The organism is Streptococcus bouchesdurhonensis (assembly GCF_948472335.1).
The window spans coordinates 25356-45600 of record NZ_CAOKTW010000010.1 but is presented as its reverse complement, the minus strand read 5'-3'; the positions used below and the strand labels follow the sequence as shown (position 1 = coordinate 45600).

Annotated in this window: 14 protein-coding genes and 6 pseudogenes; 3 read left to right on the top strand and 17 right to left on the bottom strand. The window is 40.0% G+C overall.

Annotation, left to right across the window (positions count from 1 at the left end; translation table 11 throughout):
• Positions 1–2 precede the first annotated feature (2 nt).
• From aguA to QMQ21_RS15135, 5 genes are read right to left on the bottom strand one after another with little or no spacing between them, the layout of a single operon-like run.
• Entirely contained in the window at positions 3–1088 is a 1086-nt protein-coding gene (gene aguA, locus QMQ21_RS15155; protein WP_023937525.1) for an agmatine deiminase, read from the bottom strand.
• On the bottom strand, positions 1085–2212 hold the full coding sequence (gene nspC / locus QMQ21_RS15150) for a carboxynorspermidine decarboxylase (RefSeq protein WP_023937527.1): 1128 nt from the start codon (positions 2210–2212) through the stop codon (positions 1085–1087). The genes aguA and nspC overlap by 4 nt, the downstream gene beginning before the upstream one ends.
• Positions 2212–3471, bottom strand: coding sequence for a saccharopine dehydrogenase family protein (locus QMQ21_RS15145; protein ID WP_100104629.1), 1260 nt, complete (start codon positions 3469–3471; stop codon positions 2212–2214). Before QMQ21_RS15145 ends, nspC begins: the two co-directional genes overlap by 1 nt.
• Positions 3468–4328 (bottom strand): polyamine aminopropyltransferase, encoded by an 861-nt coding sequence (speE, locus tag QMQ21_RS15140; protein WP_000366713.1) that lies wholly within the window; start codon positions 4326–4328, stop codon positions 3468–3470. Before speE ends, QMQ21_RS15145 begins: the two co-directional genes overlap by 4 nt.
• Positions 4329–5789: an aminotransferase class I/II-fold pyridoxal phosphate-dependent enzyme gene (locus QMQ21_RS15135; protein ID WP_023937530.1), complete on the bottom strand. Its 1461-nt coding sequence runs from the start codon at positions 5787–5789 to the stop codon at positions 4329–4331.
• A gap of 709 nt (positions 5790–6498) precedes the next feature.
• Between QMQ21_RS15135 and QMQ21_RS15130 the strand changes: the two genes are divergently transcribed.
• Positions 6499–7194, top strand: coding sequence for a VIT1/CCC1 transporter family protein (locus QMQ21_RS15130; RefSeq protein WP_023937531.1), 696 nt, complete (start codon positions 6499–6501; stop codon positions 7192–7194).
• A gap of 28 nt (positions 7195–7222) precedes the next feature.
• Here QMQ21_RS15130 and QMQ21_RS15125 read toward each other — a convergent pair whose 3' ends face one another.
• From QMQ21_RS15125 to QMQ21_RS15115, 3 genes and pseudogenes are all read right to left on the bottom strand, one after another.
• Complete coding sequence (locus QMQ21_RS15125) at positions 7223–7786, bottom strand: hypothetical protein (protein ID WP_138701025.1); 564 nt, start codon at positions 7784–7786, stop codon at positions 7223–7225.
• A 50-nt stretch (positions 7787–7836) separates the two neighbouring features.
• A pseudogene (locus tag QMQ21_RS15120) lies at positions 7837–9824 on the bottom strand (ABC transporter permease).
• Between the two features lies 1 nt (position 9825).
• Positions 9826–10584, bottom strand: coding sequence for an ABC transporter ATP-binding protein (locus tag QMQ21_RS15115; RefSeq protein ID WP_000173372.1), 759 nt, complete (start codon positions 10582–10584; stop codon positions 9826–9828).
• A 427-nt stretch (positions 10585–11011) separates the two neighbouring features.
• Here QMQ21_RS15115 and QMQ21_RS15110 point away from each other — a divergent pair, with 427 nt between their 5' ends.
• The gene (locus QMQ21_RS15110) at positions 11012–11209 is read left to right on the top strand and encodes a hypothetical protein (RefSeq protein WP_023936938.1); all 198 of its coding nucleotides are present in this window, start codon (positions 11012–11014) and stop codon (positions 11207–11209) included.
• A gap of 137 nt (positions 11210–11346) precedes the next feature.
• Here QMQ21_RS15110 and QMQ21_RS15105 read toward each other — a convergent pair whose 3' ends face one another.
• From QMQ21_RS15105 to nox, 7 genes and pseudogenes are all read right to left on the bottom strand, one after another.
• Positions 11347–11619, bottom strand: a complete 273-nt coding sequence (locus tag QMQ21_RS15105; RefSeq protein WP_001085048.1) for a PspC domain-containing protein — start codon at positions 11617–11619, stop codon at positions 11347–11349.
• Positions 11620–11677: 58 nt separating this feature from the next.
• On the bottom strand, positions 11678–12127 hold the full coding sequence (locus QMQ21_RS15100; RefSeq protein WP_261814724.1) for a SprT family protein: 450 nt from the start codon (positions 12125–12127) through the stop codon (positions 11678–11680).
• Positions 12114–14243, bottom strand: a complete 2130-nt coding sequence (locus tag QMQ21_RS15095) for a Tex family protein (RefSeq protein ID WP_261814723.1) — start codon at positions 14241–14243, stop codon at positions 12114–12116. The genes QMQ21_RS15100 and QMQ21_RS15095 overlap by 14 nt, the downstream gene beginning before the upstream one ends.
• 101 nt (positions 14244–14344) lie before the next feature.
• Positions 14345–14823: pseudogene (locus tag QMQ21_RS15090) on the bottom strand (DUF1919 domain-containing protein); the annotation flags it as partial.
• 161 nt (positions 14824–14984) lie between these two features.
• Positions 14985–15823: pseudogene (locus QMQ21_RS15085) on the bottom strand (IS630 family transposase); the annotation flags it as partial.
• Between the two features lie 36 nt (positions 15824–15859).
• Positions 15860–16057, bottom strand: coding sequence for an aminotransferase class V-fold PLP-dependent enzyme (locus tag QMQ21_RS15080; protein WP_284525467.1), 198 nt, complete (start codon positions 16055–16057; stop codon positions 15860–15862).
• Positions 16058–16889: 832 nt separating this feature from the next.
• Positions 16890–18269, bottom strand: a complete 1380-nt coding sequence (gene nox / locus QMQ21_RS15075) for a H2O-forming NADH oxidase (protein WP_000036801.1) — start codon at positions 18267–18269, stop codon at positions 16890–16892.
• A 295-nt stretch (positions 18270–18564) separates the two neighbouring features.
• Here nox and QMQ21_RS15070 point away from each other — a divergent pair.
• A pseudogene (locus QMQ21_RS15070) lies at positions 18565–19306 on the top strand (FAD:protein FMN transferase); the annotation flags it as partial.
• Here the strand turns inward: QMQ21_RS15070 and QMQ21_RS15065 are convergent.
• Together QMQ21_RS15065 and QMQ21_RS15060 are read right to left on the bottom strand one after the other, a co-directional pair.
• Positions 19298–19402, bottom strand: a pseudogene (locus tag QMQ21_RS15065) (IS5/IS1182 family transposase); the annotation flags it as partial. The pseudogenes QMQ21_RS15070 and QMQ21_RS15065 sit on opposite strands and share 9 nt — an antisense overlap.
• Before the next feature lie 105 nt (positions 19403–19507).
• Positions 19508–20192: pseudogene (locus QMQ21_RS15060) on the bottom strand (transposase family protein); the annotation flags it as partial.
• Positions 20193–20245 lie beyond the last annotated feature (53 nt).

Below are 20245 nucleotides of genomic sequence, written 5' to 3'. Positions count from 1 at the left end.
TCCTATTCTGGGATTTGTTGGGTGATACAGTGGATATTGCCACCACCTAAGAGAATATCTCTGGCTGGAATTCCGACAACTTTACGGTCTGGGAAACACTCACTGAGAATATCTAAGGCTACTTGGTCGTTTTTATCTTGAAACTGAGGAACTAGGACAGCCTTGTTGGCAATATAAAAGTTTACGTAGGAAGCTGCTAGTCGTTCACCTGCGTATCGCTCTTCTTCTCCTTCTTCATAGATGTAGCCTGGCAAATCCTCTTCGGTTACAACTTGATGAAGAGCTGGAATTGGAAGTTTATGAATAGTGAAGTGACGACCTTTTGCATCTGTTTCTTGCTCTAAGAATTCGAGATCTGCTTTTGACATGGCATACTGAGGATCGTTTTGATCATCTGTCCAAGCCAAAACAAGCTCTGCAGGACCAACAAAGGCTGAAACATTGTCAACGTGTTCATTGGTTTCATCCTGATAAATACCATAAGGAAGCCAAATAACTTTTTCAGCGCCAAGGCACTCTAATAAGGTATTTTCGATTTCCTCTTTACTAAGATGAGGATTGCGACCAGGACTAAGCAAACAACTTTCAGTCACGAGAATGGTTCCTTGACCATCGCTATGTATCGCTCCGCCTTCTAGGACAAAAGGTTTGGCATCATAAACAGGCATTTCCAAGGCCTCAGCAAAATTACTGGCTACTTGATCATCATCTTCATAGTCTTGGTAGAGACCATCTACAGCTCCACCCCAAGCATTGAAAGACCAATCCACGGCTAATTTCTGGCCTTTATCATTGACAAGAATGGTTGGGCCTGTATCACGCGCCCAGGCATCATTGGTGGGAATGTCTAAATAAACAACCTTGTCTCCAAGATAAGATTGGGCTTCAGCTAAGTAGTCTTGGTCCACCAAAAGATAGACTCTTTCTCCTTCTGCTATGGTCTTAATAATCTGGCTGAAAGCTCTTTTAGCAGCCTTTCCTTGAAAGGGCCATGAACCTGGTCGAGTCGGCCATATCATGAGGGTACCATGATGTAGTTCGTACTCTGCTGGCATACGATAGCCTAATTTTGTGGGACTGTCCATCATGATAATCTCCCTTTAAAATCTTGATAGCCAAAGGCTTTGACTAAGCTACAGTCACCCTGATCATCCATGAGATAAAGACTTGGCAATCCAATACCATTAAAGGTATTATTTTTAACAAATGAGTAAATAGCCATGTCCTCAAAGTAAAGTCTATCTCCAATCTCAACAGGATTTTCAAAACTATAATCACCAATTACATCGCCCGTCAGACAGGTATTAGAAGAAAGTCTGTAGGTATGGGCTTTTTCCTGTGCCTCAAAGCCATTTCTCAAAGGTGGACGATAGGGCATCTCAAGTACATCAGGCATATGGCAGGTCGCAGAGGCATCTAAAACCAAGATTTCCATACCGTTTTCTACAATATCTAATACCTCAGTTGTTAAATAACCCGCATTGAGCGCAATAGCTTCACCAGGCTCGATGTAAACATCGAGTTGATAGGTTTCGCGAATACGATTAATCTCAGAAATCAGCAAGTCCACATCATAGTCATCTCTTGTAATATGATGTCCACCACCCATATTGAGCCATTTGACCTCATGTAAGTAAGGACCAAACTTCGCTTCTACTGCTTTCAAAGTTGTTTGTAAATCATCTGCTCCCTGCTCGCAAAGGGTGTGAAAATGAAGACCATCCACCAAATCCAGCAAATCACTAGGAATTTTATCTAGTGTAACGCCAAAACGAGAACCAGGTGCACAAGGGTCATAGAGCGCATGGTCACCCTGTGTTGAACACTGAGGATTGAGACGTAAACCAACACTGATACCAGCCTCCCGACAACGAGGCCCGTGTTTGCGCAACTGCCTCTCTGAGTTAAAGACGATATGGTCCGTTATCTCTAGTAATTCCTCCATGTCCGCATCCTTAAAGGCTGGCGCAAAGACATGGACTTCACCCGGGAACTCTTCTCTAGCGAGCTTAGCTTCATAGAGTCCACTGGCTGTCGTACCAGATAGATACTGGCTAATCAAGGGATAGGTTTTGTAAAGGGAATATGCCTTCTGGGCAAGCAAAACCTTGCAACCAGATTCTTCTTGTACATATTGTAAAATGCGGCAGTTGCCTTCTAACTTTGCCAAGTCAATGATGTAAGCTGGCGTTGGTACTTGTTCTAACTTCATTAGTCCACCATTTGTGGATTCTCAACCACAACCCAAGGCAAACCATACTCATTCAAAGCTTCCATGAATGGATCTGGATCTAATTCTTCAAGGTTGTAAACTCCTGCTTGTTTCCAAGTACCATTCATAACTAATTTTGTCCCAATCATGGCTGGAACGCCTGTCGTGTAAGAAATGGCTTGTGAACCAACTTCTGCGTAACATTCCTGATGGTCGCAGACATTGTAGATGTAGATGGTCTTTTCAACGCCATCTTTGACACCTGTAAAGATACAACCGATATTGGTTTTACCAACCGTGCGTGGACCAAGGCTGGCTGGATCTGGAAGCAAGGCTTTTAAGAATTGAATTGGAACAATGTCTTGTCCATTGAAGTTAATGGTATCCGTACGAAGGAGTCCAACATTTTCAAGACATTTCATGTGCGTCAAGTAAGATTGACCAAAGGTCATAAAGAAACGAATGCGTTTGACACCTGGAATGTTCTTGACCAATGATTCAATTTCTTCATGGTGAAGGAGATACATGTCTTTTTGTCCGACCTGAGGGAAATCGTACTCACGCTTGATTGACATAGCTTCCACTTCAACCCACCTACCATCTTCCCAGTAAGAACCTGGCGCAGAAACCTCACGTAGGTTGATTTCTGGGTTAAAGTTTGTCGCAAATGGATAACCGTGGTCACCACCATTACAGTCTAAAATGTCGATATAGTGGATTTCATCAAAGTAGTGTTTGAGAGCATAGGCAGAAAAGACGCTGGTCACACCTGGGTCAAAACCAGAACCAAGAAGAGCGGTCAAGCCAGCTTCTTTGAATTTCTCCTGATAAGCCCATTGCCATGAGTAGTCAAAGTAGGCTGTAAAACCAAGTTCCTTGCAACGTTTCTCATAGATGGCACGCCACTCAGGATCTTCTGTATCCTCTGCCTCGTAGTTAGCTGTGTCGATATAGTGGACACCTGTTGCCAAACAGGCATCCATAATTGTTAAATCTTGATATGGTAAAGCTACGTTCAAAACAGCTTCTGGCTTGTAGCTTTCAATCAAGGCAATGACTTCTTGAACCTTGTCAGCATCAAGAGCAGCTGTCTCAATCTTTGTACTTGTTTTGCCTTCTAACTTCGCTTTCAAGTCATCACATTTTGACTTGGTACGGCTGGCAATCATAATCTCTGTAAAGGTTTCGCTATCCTGACAAATCTTTGAAATAGCAACTTGGGCAACGCCCCCACATCCAATAACTAATAAACGACTCATTTTTTTCCTTCCTCTTCTTCTAAAATGTCCTCAACATACTTGGGCAACATAAAGGCTCCCACGTGTAAGTTTGCAGTGTAGTATTCTGTGAAAAGCTGGCGTTTTTTCCAGCCTTCCTTGTCAAAATCTTTGACAGGGTGGTATTTTTTCGAAGCAAATCCAAACAACCAATAGCCAGCTGGACTGGTTGGTATATGGGCCTGATAAACCCGACTGATTGGAAAGGCTTGATTGACCTTGCGATGCATGCTTCGGCAAGCTGACTCATCCTCATCAAAGAAGGGACTCCCATGCTGGTAAATCATTATACCGTCTTCTTTCAGAGCACGATAACTATTACCGTAAAATTCCTTGGTAAAGAGCCCTTCCGTATGTCCAAATGGATCCGTCGCGTCGTTGATGATAATATCATAGTCATCTTCGCAGTTTCGCAAAAAGCGTAGCCCATTTTGGTAGTAAATAGTAACACGTGGATCATCTAGCCCTGCAGCAAAGTCTGGGAAATACTCACGACAAACCTCAACCAACATCTCATCTGGTTCCACGATATCGATTTGTTCCAGCTCAGGATAGAGTGTTAATACTTGAGCAACACCACCGTCGCCACCCCCAATAACCAAGACTTTCTTTGGATTGGGATGCACAGCCATGGGAACATGAACGGTCATTTCGTTGTAGACAAAGTCATCCGCATCTGAAAACAAGACGTGCCCATTTAAAATCAGTATTTTCCCAAAAGCTGGGGTATCCAAGACTTCGATATCCTGCCATTCACTTTTACCAGCGTAGAGTTGCTTGGCTGTTCGCAGGGACAATTTGACATCTGGAGTATGAACTTCAGAAAACCATAAATCCATCTAGTTATCCTTTCTCTTAATGACGTTGATGTGATTGACCTCAGGATCTTCCGTCCCTTGGAGGGAGCAACCACGTTCCTTAGCAAATTGGATATAGTCTACAATTTCACGAGTAATGCGTTCACCAGGAGCCAAGATAGGAATCCCTGGAGGATAGCACATGACAAATTCTCCACAGACCTGTCCAACAGATTCATCCAAGGTCAAACTTTTTCTCTCTGAATAGAAGGCTTCCTGAGGAGATAACACCAACTCGGGCTGAATATATTCTCCTGCTATCAAGTCCTTCCCATCTCGTGAATAGAGTCTCTTGATGTCAGCCAAAGCACCGACCAAGCGCTCGATGTCTTGGATGCGATCACCAATCGAAATATAGGCCAAGATATTGCCAATATCACCAAACTCAATCTGAATGTCGTATTCGTCTCGTAGGAAGTCATAAACCTCGATACCTGTTAAGCCAATACCCTGAGTGTAAACTGACAGCTTGGTTACATCAAAATCACAGACCGACACACCATCTATTAACTCTTTTGAGTAGGCATAGTATCCACCGATAGCATTGATTTCACGGCGAGCATACTCAGACAGTTCAATGACCTTTTCAAACGACTCTTTACCACGAAGGGCCAAGTTGCGACGTGAAATATCCAAACTAGCCATCAACAGGTAAGAAGCAGATGTTGATTGGGTCAGGTTGATGATCTGACGAACGTATTCAGAATTCATCGGCTCCCCGATAAGTAAAATGGAGCTTTGGGTCAAACTCCCACCAGACTTATGCATGGAAACTGCTGCCATATCAGCCCCTGCATCCATAGCAGAAATTGGAAGTTTATCAGTGAAATGCAAATGCGCTCCGTGGGCTTCATCTACTAAAACCATCATGCCAGCTTCATGAGCCATTTCTGTCAAACCCTTTAGGTCTGAACAGATGCCATAGTAAGTAGGATTGTTAATCAAAATGGCCTTGGCATCTGGATGGTCCTTTATGGCCTGGGCTACTCGGTCATTTTCAAGACCTAAAGCGATACCAATCTTAGGATCTACACTCATCTCGATATAGATGGGAATGGCACCACATAGAACCAGCGCATTGATGGCAGATTTGTGAACATTTCTCGGAAGAATAATCTTATCTCCTGCCTTGCAGGTTGACAGAATCATAGTCTGCACCGATGAGGTTGTTCCACCAATCATGAGAAAAGCATGGCTAGCTCCAAAAGCATCTGCAGCCAGCTCCTCTGCATCTCGAATAATCGAAATAGGGTGTCCTAGATTATCCAAGGGTTTCATCGAATTGACATCAATGCCTACACATTTTTCTCCTAACAGTTCGACAAGTTCTGGATTTCCTCGTCCACGCTTGTGACCTGGAACATCAAAGGGAACAATCCTTTTCTTGCGTAACTTCACCAAAGCCTCATAAATTGGGGCTTGGTTTTGATCTAACTTCTTCAAGACTTACTCCTTTACCGTATTTTTAGTGCCTCAAGAAGATAAAGGCGACTAAAGGTTGACTCATGAAAAAAGAGCAGGTTTCCACCTGCTCTGCAATCTTCTGACGTTTTTATGTTTGTTTCTGTTGAGTATGTCTGTTCCCGATGTTTCCTAACTCTCTAGTAGCAAATATTACGTACTTTATTGATCGTTTCACAAGATGACGTGTGCTTTCACCACACTAAAAATTTATGAATTAGGACAAGTGTCCTAACATCAACTTATAAAAGTAGGCTTTTAACCCTATCAATAATGTGGTTTTTCAACCACGCTTCGGCATTCAACCCTGCCTGTCCGTAGGCATTTTTTACTCGGGTTTATATTTGCTAGAAAACATCATCTCATTTTCTAAGCTTTATTACTATATCATGTTTTTAAGAACTTGTAAAGCGGTTTACGAAAAAAATATAAAAAGTTCGCAAAATAGTTGGATTTTATTTGATTTAATACTCATTATTCTCTTGTAAACGATTATAAAGTGAACAAAATGTTTATCCTATTTAATTTAAAATTTTTTATGCTATTCTATACTCTTTACCTTCGGTGTTTGATCTATCAGAGAAGATGTCGATATTTTTATATCATTAAAATCGTGCAACTTTTTTCAGATACTTTTAAAAGATTGATTTCATTACCTCTTTCCTTTATACTGGATAAAAAGGAGAATAGTATGTCAGAAACAAATCACGAAATCGATTCAAATTTTGCAGGTCGTTTAAATATCCTGCGTGCGGGTGTTCTTGGTGCCAATGATGGGATTATTTCCATTGCTGGTGTGGTTATCGGAGTTGCTAGTGCCACGACCAATATCTGGATTATCTTTTTATCAGGATTTGCAGCTATCTTAGCTGGTGCCTTTTCAATGGCTGGTGGAGCATATGTATCCGTTTCAACTCAAAAAGATACTGAGGAAGCAGCCGTTGCGCGTGAGCAGCTCTTGCTAGACCAAGATATGGAACTAGCCAAAAAGTCCCTCTATGCTGCCTATATCCAAAATGGAGAATGCGAAACCTCTGCTCAACTTTTGACTACCAAAGCCTTTTTAAATAATCCACTCAAGGCTTTGGTAGAGGAAAAATACGGTATTGAGTATGAAGAGTTTACCAATCCTTGGCATGCTGCCATCTCTAGCTTTATTTCTTTTTTCCTTGGAAGTTTGCCTCCAATGCTCTCAGTGACCATTTTCCCAAGTGAATACCGCATCCCTGTTACTGTCCTTATCGTCGGTGTGGCCCTTCTTCTCACTGGTTATACTAGTGCCAAACTTGGAAAAGCCCCAACCAAAACAGCTATGATTCGGAACCTTGCTATTGGTCTCTTAACTATGGGCGTTACCTTCTTACTCGGACAACTTTTCAGTATTTAATACTCTTCGAAAATCTCTTCAAACCACGTCAGCTTCGCCTTGCCGTATATATGTTACTGACTTCGTCAGTTCTATCTGCAACCTCAAAACGGTGTTTTGAGCTGACTTCGTCAGTTTTATCTGCAACCTCAAAACGGTGTTTTGAGCTGACTTCGTCAGTTCTATCTGCAACCTCAAAACGGTGTTTTGAGCTGACTTCGTCAGTTCTATCTGCAACCTCAAAACGGTGTTTTGAGCTGACTTCGTCAGTTCTATCTGCAACCTCAAAACAGTGTTTTGAGCTGACTTCGTCAGTTCTATCTGCAACCTCAAAACAGTGTTTTGAGCTGACTTCGTCAGTTCTATCTGCAACCTCAAAACGGTGTTTTGAGCTGACTTCGTCAGTTCTATCTGCAACCTCAAAACAGTGTTTTGAGCTGACTTCGTCAGTTCTATCTGCAACCTCAAAACAGTGTTTTGAGCTGACTTCGTCAGTTTTATCTGCAACCTCAAAACGGTGTTTTGAGCTGACTTCGTCAGTTCTATCTGCAACCTCAAAACAGTGTTTTGAGCAACCTGCGGCTAGCTTCCTAGTTTGCTTTTTGATTTTCATTGAGTATAAAATACAAGAAATACCTCGATTTTGAAGTCGAGGTATCTTTTTTACATTTGCACAATCTTGCGATAGCTTCTTGAAGTAATCATGAAAATCAACACATAGGCGATGAGGAAGATAGCGCAGATAGACAAGGTCACAATCAACATCATAGTCGTATCTATTACACCAATCACTTTTAAAATCAGACTAAGCATATGGTAGGCAAAGGCGAGATGTATGAAGGCAAAGAGCAAAGGAAGGAAGAAAACAGTTAAAACCTGTTTGTTGATGGTTTGCTTAATTTGCTTTTTATCTAAACCGACTTTCTGCAAGATAATAAAGCGCTCACGGTCTTCATATCCTTCAGAAATTTGTTTGTAGTAGATGACCAGAACGGTTCCGATCATAAAGATAATGGATAGGAAAATACCGATAAAGAAGACACCACCAAAGAGGGCACTCATCTGAGAACGAGCATCTGCTAGATTGCTACCATAAACATAGCTATCTTCTGTGTTTAATTGAGCATTAAACTGATTGAGGTATTTTTCATACTCTTCAGCGACCTTGAGTTGTTCTTCTTCACTGATATTTACATTCATACCGCCGTAAAACTGATTATAGATAGCCGAATCTGGGAATTGATCCAAAAAGGATTGTAAATCAGGTACAACAAGGTAATTGTAATCAGCAGTCAAAATATTAAACTGATTTGGGACATGGTTGACAATGAAATCTTTATCAAATTCTTCTTTGACAGAAAATTGATGATCATTTAGAGTTAGAGCTTTCTGTTCTTTAACTCCCTCATTCTTTGCAAAGAGTCCGACCTCATTTCCTGAAAGAGACAGTTTTTGACCAGTCATATTTTCATAATCTTTTTGGTCAAATACCATGAAAACTGTTGTAGGTTGAACACGATTTTGTCCTTTTTCAAAAATAGTTAACTTATTTCCTTCTTGGTTTGCAACACCAAAGTAAGTATAACGAATCACTTCTTTCTCTTTAATCTTATAACCTTTGTCACTTGCAAACTGGCTCAAGAGTTTGTCTAAATCTTCTTTTTCAACATTTTGTCCTGAAACCCCAAAATCATGAGGATTTAGAACTTTTTTAAAGGATTCTGCGGAATTGAAAATGCTTGTCGCTGCTGACATGGTTACCAAAACCATTGTTGACAAGATAGCGATGGTTGCTAGTCCAACCGCATTTTTCTTCATACGGAAAATCAAGTTGGAAACAGAGATGAGGTTATTAGGTTGGTAATAGTATTTCTTATTTTTCTTTAAGATTTGTAGGAAGACTGTAATCCCTGCATTAAACAAGAGATAAGTACCAAAGATAACCAGCAAAACAGCTATGAAGAAGGTTGTTAAGGCTGTAAGAGGATCTTTTACCGTAAGGGCAAGATAATAGCCAATCCCTAAACTAATCGAACCAAGAATCGTTTGGAGAGGTAGGAAACGACCTTTTTCTCACCACTAGCTTTCTCACGTGAGAGCTGAAGGGCATTCATACGGGCGATTCGAAGAGCATTCAGGAACATGAGACCTAGGAAAATCAAACCGAAGACAACAAGTACTGTAATGACAACTTTCATCTGGAAGGTAGCGACTAGTTCTACCTTTAATTTCATCAGTTTGAGCAAGAAAGCAAAAATCAACTTGTCAAACAAGACCCCAATACCAATCCCTGCACCAACAGTTAGAATTCCAAATAGCACCAACTCCTTAAAGGTCATACTGATTAGATGGCGCTTTTCCAATCCCAACATGCCATAAATCCCCAGTTCCTTGGAACGATTTTTCATGACAAAACTATTGGCATAGAGGACGATAATGGCTGACGCAAGGGTGACGACAAACATACCAAATCCAAGTGTAGCCTGAATGGTTGTTCCTCCACGGATTTCCGCAATCTTTGGATTGAAGGTTAGAGAGTAAAAGAGATAGGTGACGGTGACTGCCAAGAGAACAGCCAGCGCAAAAGGATAGTAGAGCTTGCGGTTTTTAATCAAGTTCGATACCGCTAACTTATTAGTTAATCGAAACATACTAATTCACCTCGCTTGCCATGACAGTCAAGGTATCAGAGATTTCTTGGAACATCTGACGCTCTGTCTTCTCTCCACGGTAGATTTGATTGTAAAGAATGCCGTCCTTGATAAAGAGTACACGTTTAGCTCTGCTAGCTGCTGCTGTTGAGTGGGTTACCATGAGAATGGTTTGGCCGCGCTCATTGATTTCATCAAAAACATCAAGAAGAGCTGCAGAGGACTTGGAATCAAGGGCACCTGTTGGCTCATCCGCAAGGAGAATTTCAGGTTCTGTGATGATGGCGCGTGCTACTGCTACACGCTGTTTCTGACCACCAGAAATCTCGTAAGGGTACTTCTCTTGCAATTGGTTGATACCTAGATTCTCAGCTGTCACCACCAATTTCTTCATCATTTCCGTAATAGGTCTTCTTGACAAGACAAGCGGAAGCAAGATATTGTCCTTAACAGATAGGGTATCTAACAAGTTAAAGTCTTGGAAGACGAAGCCCAACTTTTCACGACGGAAGCTAGAAGCCTGTGAATTTTTAATGGTTGCTGTGTCAGTTCCATTCAGGTAAACCTGACCACGAGTTGGTTTGTCCAGCATAGCTAGGATATTGAGAAGAGTGGATTTACCAGAACCAGACTCACCCATGATGGCAACGTAGTCACCCTTTTCTACGGTAAAGTGAATATCCTTGAGGGCCTCTACTTGGTTGCCCTGAAAACGTGTTTTATAAATTTTTTGAACGTGTTTTACATCTAAAAGTGTCATGAGAATCTCCTTTCTTAATATCCCATCAAATGAAATGTAGCTTGCATCATAGCGCATCCCAGCTGAACACGCTCGATTTCTTTGTGACTTGGTTTTCTTGTTTTCTTCTGTAAGATTTGTTTCATGATGTTACTCCTTTGTTCTTTATGAGTCTAGTTTACATCAAAAAAAGACCGCTTGCCATAACCTAACCTTACAAAAGAGACTTTAATCTTACATTTTTGTAAGATTGGGGGAAATGTAGGCAAAATTACTTATAAAATGATTTGATTTCCTATTTTTAAAATTGTAAAATATAAGTGTGAAAAGGCTTACTTTGGAAAGGAGGAAGCGGAAACTAACATTTGAGTAAGCTTACCTAGATAACATACCATTAAATTTAACACTTGCAAGTCGTTCAACCTATAAGGAAAGAAGGGGCGCTTTAATGAAACATAAAGAACATATACTCATCGGACTTCTCTATCTCCTCTCTCCATTCATCGGTCAGCTCTTAGTTGAAAAGACACACTTTATCGGTACAGAATTTACAGCTACTGCTTATGCTATTTGCTGGCTATCAGTTGTTATCAGCATCCACCATTTTTCAAAAAACGTATTGTCTCAGCAAGAAAAATCAGATTAGAAATCTAAGTTTAAAATATTATTTTTAATTTGTAGATGAAGCTGGAAAAATATTATTAAAAGTAAAAAAGCTTTAAATCAAGCAGTTTAGACTATTGATTTAAAGCTTTTTGCTTATTCTAAATCTTTTGTAAAACCTCACCAAAACCAGCCTTCATTATCGTCAATGGCTTGGGCTTCTTTGCGTTTGCGTGGGCCTGTTCCGTACATTTCTGCTTCGATTTCTTCCTTGGTTGGCATGACAGAAGCTAGGATGATATAGATAATCACACCAAGTCCAAAGTTTGCGACTGTAAAAATAGCAAATAGAAAACGAACAAGGGTAACATCAAAGTTCCACTTGTCTGACAGACCTGCCAGAACTCCTGAAATCATGCGATTTCGTCTCATTTTATAAAATTTACTGTTCATGATATTTCCTCTTTCTGCTAGGTTAGACATAGTATATCACGGGTAGGCTCGGCTTTCATCAGTCCTCAGGCTGATTTACTAGTAGCAACTTTCCTCGACAAACTCCACAGCGATAGCGTTTGGTATCAATCCTTCGCTTGCGCTGATAAGTTTGCTGGCAGGATTGGCAACGATAAAGCTTGATTGGCTTGGAGTTTCTATTTGGCAAGGTTGGCACAAAGCGTAATCCATCCACTGCTTCCAAAAGTTCCTTAAAATCCCGATCCTTGTGTTGATAGCCCTTCCCTTGAAAATAGAGGTGATAATGACAGAGTTCATGTCGGACAATTTTCCTAAAAACATCCAGACCCAGTTCCTGATAAACCTTGGGATTAAAATCCAAATGCCCATCTTTGGGGAAAAATCGCCCACCTGTCGAACGTAGACGCCTATTCCACTGGACATGATGGATAAAAGGTCTGCCGAAGTCTTCTAGCGAAACATGCTTGACGTAATCAGTCAGTTTCATTTGGAGCTAGAAGCGACAGATTGACTTTTTCACGTTCAGTATCAATTTTCTTAACCCAAACGGTCACCAAATCACCAACGGATACCACTTGGCTAGGGTGTTTTATAAACTTGCGACTCATGTGGGAAATATGGATCAAACCGTCCTCATGAATCCCAATGTCAACGAAGGCACCAAAGTCAACTACATTACGCACCACACCTTCCAGCTTCTGTCCGACTACTAAATCTTTGATATCTAGGACATCTTGGCGAAGTACAGGTGCGTCAAAGGAATCACGGAAATCTCGACCTGGTTTGAGAAAATCGGCAATGATATCTTTAAGAGTTTCTGGGCCAAGGTCTAGTTCTTGCGCCATTTCCTTGACTGAAAGCGACTTGAGTTTGCTTTGTGCTTCTTCATTCAAGTCCTTGATATCCAAGCGTTTGAAGAGCTCCTTAACGGCAGTATAGTTCTCTGGGTGAACTCCTGTATTATCGAGGATATTGCTACTTTCAGGGATACGTAGGAAACCAGCAGCCTGCTCAAAGGCCTTAGCCCCCAAACGAGGAACTTTCTTAATTTGAGCTCGTGAAGTGATTTTTCCTTCTTCTTCACGGTATTTGACGATATTTTCAGAGATGGTTTTATTGAGTCCAGCTACGTGTGAAAGAAGAGCTGGGCTGGCTGTATTGACATTGACACCGACTTGGTTCACCACGGTATCCACGACAAAGTCCAGACTTTCAGACAGTTTCTTCTGACTGACATCATGCTGGTATTGACCGACACCGATTGACTTAGGATCGATTTTGACCAATTCAGCAAGGGGGTCCTGCAAACGACGGGCGATAGAAATAGCAGAGCGTTTTTCAACGGTCAAGTCTGGAAACTCCTGACGAGCAAGTTCGCTGGCAGAATAGACCGAAGCACCACTTTCATTTACGATGACATAACTAACCTCAGGAAAATCTTTAAGAACTTCCGCCACAAAGGCTTCACTTTCACGACTAGCAGTACCATTTCCGATGGCAATAATCTCTACACCGTATTGACCAATCAAGTCTGCCAAATCTTTCTTGGCTTCTTCGATTTGACGAGCTGATGCTGGTTTAACAGGATAAATGACCTGAGTTGTCAGCATTTTCCCAGTTGCATCAACGACAGCTAGCTTGGCACCTGTACGAAAGGCTGGGTCAAATCCAAGAACCATGCGCCCTTTTAGAGGAGCAACCAAGAGAAGATTGCGCAGGTTGTCAGAAAAGAGTTGAATAGCTCCCTCTTCTGCCTTCTCGGTTAATTCTGTACGAATACGGCGCTCGATAGCAGGCAAGACCTTTTTCTTAACGGATTGCTGAACAACTTCATCAATATAAGCATTTTTCACCTTGAAACGAGTAGCAAAAAAGGCAAGAATACGGTCCGTCGCATGTTCAAAACCGATCTTCAAGACACCTAGCTTCTCCCCACGATTGAGAGCCAAGGTACGATAACCCTGCATATTTCCAACCGTCTCTGAAAAATCATAATAAATCTGAAAAACCTGCTTTTCATCAAGACTTTCATCCTTGACTTGAGAAGTGAGTTTAGAGTGTCTCAGCACCTCTTGATAAGTCATGGAACGCAAGGTCACATCTTCCGATAAGGCTTCGACTAAGATATCAACTGCACCAGCCAAGGCGTCTTTCCCAGTCACAAATCCTTCACAGATGAACTTTTCAGCCTCTTTCTCTAAGTCAGTTACATTCTGCAAAATCAGGCGAGCAAGTGGGAAGAGTCCAGCTTCACGAGCAATGGTTGCCTTGGTTCGACGCTTTTCCTTGTAAGGTAGGTAGAGTTCTTCAACGTCTGCTAATTTTTCGGCAGCTAAGATAGCTTCTTCCAACTCCTTGGTCAACTTGCCTTGTTCTTGAATCTTAGCTAAGACAGCTTCCTTGCGGTCATTGAGATTGGTCAGACTTTTATCCAAGTCGATAATGGCCTTAATCGCCACCTCATCCAGACTACCAGTCATGTCCTTGCGATAACGCGCGATAAAGGGGATTGTCGCCCCTTCTGCTGTCAAACTTAGAACAGTATCGATTTGCTTTAAAGTCACTCCCAAATCTTGGGAGATTTTTTCATATTTTTTATCCATGAATCTATTATACCACAAGCTAAACATTTCAAATTAACTCGTAGAACATTTAAAAAATATGTAGGGAATAGATTTATATGCTACAGCGCAATAACTTGCACTTAAAGAGCATTGCCACCTTTTTTTAACCAAGCCATGATATCAAAAGTATTTAATGGATCAGACATAATAGCCAGTTCTGGAAGATGTTCCTGACCTGGAATAACACATTGACTTTTCAAATTTTTATATGGACGATTGACTAAAATTAATTTATTAGAATAAGGAAGATTATCCATCTTATTTAAAATTTCTTCACTAGCTGAATCTTTATTATCAAATTTAAAATATAGATTATCCCAATTTATGCGTTTTTTCTTTTTTCCCACTTAGTCCGTGCTTCTTCAATACTAGAATAATGTAGAAAATGAATATCTATATCCCCTAAGTGCCCCAAAGGATAAACTTCATGGGTCCAGCTCAGTGAAACAAGTTCCTCTTCGAAAACAAGTTCTTGTTCCATATAGTACCGAAAATCCTTTGTAAGTTTATAATAATCATCAGGAAGAATAAATAAACCAACAAAAGGTGTTCTATATTGGCTTTACAATAATAACTTCTATATCTTTAAATGTTTGTCTATCAACTATTAATAAAGACTCTAATAAACTATTTTTATCTCCTTGATGTAATAAAATAACACTGATTAAGCAAGTCAATTTTACTACCTCCTATAATTTTCTGATAATGATTTTCATTTAGTTTTAAAAAGCGTTCCAAACATTCAAAAATAGTTGGGACTTCCCTTAATAAATCTGTTACTTTCTTTTTCAAGATAGCCCAAGCTTGCTCAATAGGATTCGAATCTGGTGAATAAGGCGGTAGAGGTAAGAAAAAGTGTTTATCTTGGATGCAGAGTTCATCCAAAATGTTCTTGGGATCAAAACTAGCATTGTCCATGATAATAACATGAGGTGTCTTCAAAGCAGGCAGGAGTTGCGTTTTGAACCACTCCACAAAGAAATCGCTTGTCCTGCTGTTCTTGTAAATCATGGGAGCTATAAACTCTCCGTCTACTTGTCCTGCAACAATTGAAGTTCGCTCAAAACGACGTCCGCTAATCTTTTCATAGACTTTCTCCCCTCTAGGAGCCCCTGCATAAGGACGATAGAGATAGCGGTCGATTCCTGTTTCATCAATATATACGATTGGTAAATCGTTTAGGTTATCCAAAATATCAAGAAACTCAGCGACTTTCTCTGGGTCTTGTTCCTTAAAGCTCGTCATCTTTTTTTGAAGTGACCTTCATCTGCTTTAAAGCTGCCCATACTGAAGGGACAGCACAATCAAAATGTGCCGCAATTTCCCGTAAAAAAGCATCTGGATGAGCCTCTACAAAGGCTTTCAATTCCTCTAAAGGAATCTTTCGGTTTTTGACGACTCGCTTTTTCCTCTCTAAGTGTCCTTGTTCACGTAAGTTCTTTTCCCACGTGAAGAGAGTTCTGACGCCAACATCAAAAACCTTGGCTGCCTCGACATGGCTGTGCCCCCTCTTTGATGTAATCTAATGCTCGCTGTTTAAAATCTGTACTATATGCCATAGCTTTATTATAACATGCTTGTTTGAAACTAAGCAACTATAACATTTTCCAAGGTAAATAATTAGAATGGTGTTCTAATACAGACACACCTAATTTACCTTTATTATATTTTATAGACCTACTAAGTAAGTTATAAGCCTCCGTAGCACTTTTAGTGAAAAGCACATTGTAGTTACTGGCACTTAGAAAATTTTTAATTTTTTTCTTAACAGCCTCATATTCATTAGAAAAAATTAAATCATTTTTTGAATTATGTCTCTTAATGTTTATTGAATTCCTGAATAAACTTCTGTTAATTTATTAACAACAGCTTTTGGCTTGGGAACTGTAGCTGCATTATCAAAATAAATAATATCTGATGTTTGAAAAGAAAATAAATTCCTCAACATATTTCACCACTTTGAAAATCTACTACCATTAAAAATTTCTACTTCCTAAGATTTAAAATTCGATTTATGTAATACATTGTATTGGCACATCTTTTTGGGAAATACAACTGAACCATTTAATACTACTACAGAAACTTCATCACTACTATGGCTTCTGCTGACTTCTCATGATTCCTTGTTACTATGCTTTAGGCGCTCATGAAACCTCACGGAATCAGTCCCAGATTTTTCTTCCTTTATAACAGAGGACGTTAAAAGGTTACAGTGAAAATAGGAAATCGGACGCAGAGTCTTTGGACTCTAGGAAGATTTATCTTTTTCACACAAACCTTAGTCCGAATTCAATTACTTTCATGACTTACAGATATAAGTTACGACTACCTATTTAAACTTTAGAGTTCTTGGCTATCTCATCTGCTAGATAGGCTTTCCTAGCACCTCTCTGTTCCTAGAACCAGGATTTCGCTATTCTTTCCTCTAACGTTTTTTACTCTAACGTCAGGGTCTATCTCCAGACCGTCTTCGTCCGCTACCTCACGATAGTCAGGATTGAGGGGCGCTGTTGGGTTCATCGGTAGCTAGTGCCCACAGAGGACTTGTTCCTCAGATGTAGGCCATGACCCGTCGTACCTAAAAAACTATCCGACCTTAACTTAAGACCAGATAGTTCATCATTTTTATTTTTCAGCTGTAAGGGCAGCCATTGTGATGTAGTTGTATGGTTTGTTGAAGTGTGGCAAGAAGAAGAGGTCTGTCAATGCCAATTTATCAATTGTTACATGCTCTTGGATAGCAAGTGAGAACATGTGAATTCCCATGCTGATTGAAATATCGTGTGAAACCATTTGGGCACCAAGAATTTCACGGCTATCTTTGTCAAAGACAATCTTAATCGCTACTTCATGGTTATCGTGTTTCATGAATTCTGGTTTTTGAAGATCGTTAAATCCTGTCTCAGTCGCATTGTAACCTGCAGCTTTTGCTTTTTCAAGAGTCAAACCAGTTGAAACCATGTGAAGACCATAGATTGAGATACCGTTTGAACCTTGAACACCGATTCCTTCCAATTCATGTCCACAAGCATTGTAGGCACCAACGATACCAGTACGAACTGCGTTTGAAGCAAGGGCGATGTAGCTTGTGTCTTTACGAGCATTATCATAGACAGTCGCACAGTCACCAACTGCAAATACACCTGGAATTGAAGTTTCTTGTTTCTTATCTACAAGGAAAGCACCATTTCGGAAGAGTTCAATCTTACCGTCAGCAAGAGCTGTGTTAGGACGGAAACCAACCGCAAGAACAACCATATCCACATCAAAAGTTTCTTTATCGGTAATCAAGCGTTCAACTTTACCGTCACCTTCGATTGCTTTAACAGTTTGACCAAGAGCCAAGCGGATGTTGTGGTCTTCCAAGTTCTTCGCCATCATTTGTGTAAAGTCTTTGTCATAGTAACCGTTCAAGACAGTATCAACGATATCGACAAGGACAACTTCTTTTCCAAGACGCTCAAAGGCTTCAGCAAGTTCAACACCAATGTAACCACCACCAACAACGGCGATACGGTCAAGGTGTTGGCTCTTGTCAGCAAGTTTATTGATCACTTCTTCAGCGTTTTGGTACAATTTCACGAATTGTACGTTTTCAAGAGTTGCTTTAAATTCGCGGTTTCCTTTAAGAATTTCAACACCTTCTATTGGTGGCAAGATTGGTGTAGAACCTGTAGCGAAAATCAATTTCTCGTATGATTCTTTGTGCTCTTTTCCTTCAACTTCGGCTGTGACTACTTTGTTATCATAGTCGATTGAAAGAACAGGTGAGTTCATGTAAACCTTAGCACCTTTAGCTTCCAATTTTTCTTTATCAGAATAGAACAAGCCTTCAGCACCGTCAATTTGATTACCAATCCAAAGAGCCATTCCACATCCTAGGAAAGAGATGCTAGAGTTTTGGTCAAATACAACAATTTCGTTCTCATTTCCAAAATTATCCAACATAGTATTAATACATGCTGTACCAGCATGGTTAGCACCGACTACAACAATTTTACTCATAAAAAATTTCCTACTTTCATTCTAAATTTACCTTACTAGTATACCATTTATTGTCAGCGTTTACCAGAGGTTTGCTATTACTTTATCATTTTTTATCAAAAACAATTCTCCATTTATCCTAATTTCAAGCCTAATGAATTTTTTTAAGCATATTTCTTGACTTTTTCCAAATTTAATTTATGAAAATTCTAGCTTTATGGTATTATAATAACATGAAAATAAAATACAAGGTCTTCCATTTATATAATTATTTGATATTGCAACTTATTTTCTACAAAAGAAAAAAGTTGCTAGCTTGCCTCTTCGTTCACATTCTGAACTCCTAACGGGAACCACTATCACTATTTCATTAGTTAATGAGTGAGCAGATATCTTACTCCAAAAATCCTTTGATTTGCTCAAAAAGCTTGAATACCATTTCAATGCCAATAGTCAAGAATCTGAGTTGATGGAAATCAATTATCAAGCAGGAATAGCCCCCGTCACTGTTCATCCAGACCTGTTTGAACTGATTTCACTTGGTTTAGAGCATAGCCTAGCACTCTATAGCCAGCTCAACATCAGTATTGGTCCCCTAATTCAAACCTGGCGCATTGGTTTTTCAGATGCCAAAGCTGCACAACCTCAAGAAATTGAAGCGGTGCTGTCTCTAATCAATCCTCATGATATCGAGTTAGATTCTTCTACTTCCATTGTATTCTTAAAGCAGAAAGGAATGAAAATCGATTTAGGTTGTTTAGTCAAGGGTTATAGTGCAGATAAAGGGTGCCCAATTTCTTAGAAAAGAGGGTATGACTTCTGCCTTGATCAATCTGGGAGGGAGTATCCTGACCATTGGAAAAAATCAGACAAGAGGGGATAACCCTTGGCAAATCGAGATTCAAGATTCAGCCAATCCGAGGGGAAATCACTTAATGACCATTCCCGTTGTCAATCAATCTGTCGTGACTTCAGGCATTTATGAACGTCACCTGACAGTCGATGGACAAGATTACCATCACATTTTTGACAATAGACTTCCTGCAAAACTAGAATCCTAGTTCATGATTGATAATGCCAGCAATCAAATTCATTCGTAATCCGAAGCGTTTACGATGATTTCGATAGGTTGTTGAAAATATTTTAAACGTTTTCATAGTGAAATGAAATAAGAACAGGACAAATCAATCAAGACAGTCAAATCGATTTCTAACAATGTTTTAGAAGTAGATATGTACTATTCTAGTTTCAATCTACTATACTTTGGCAAAAATATTCTCAACCTTGCTGCTCCCCTTAGATAGCGCATGGTTACAGGCCTTCTCTTCAGCTGTTAGCGGCTTGAGTTTGCTGGATTTACGTGGAGTTTGTGCTTGAGGATATATCTTCATGAGCCTTTGATAAGCACTGTCAGCCAAGATTTTACCAGCTTGTCCGATATTTCTGCGACTCATTTTGAACAACTTCATATCATGACAATAGTTCACAGTGATCTCCAAAGAAACAATTCTCCCTTGACTTGTGACAATCGCTTGAGCCTTCATAGCGTGGCATTTCTTTTTACCAGAATCATTCGCTAATTGTTTTTTAGGGCGATTGATTTTTACTTCCGTCGCATCAATCATTACCGTGTCTTCAGCACTAAGGTGAGTTCTTGAAATCGTAAAACCACTTTGAACAAGAGTTACTTCAACCCATTGACTCCGATGGGTTAAGTTGCTTTCGTGGATACCAAAATCAGCCGCAATTTGTTCATAAGTTCGATATTCTCGCACATATTGAAGTCGCCATAAGAAGGTATTCTAGGCTTAATTTAGGTTTTTATCCATCTTTTGCGTGTTTAATTTTTAATACAGCTAACATCTCTTCAAAAGTCGTGCGCTGAACACCAACAAGACGATTAAATTGTGCATCAGTTAGTTGTTTACTTGCTTCATAATTCATAGAACTATTATACCATATTTTGTTTCGCAGGAAGTCTAATAATAATATTTATC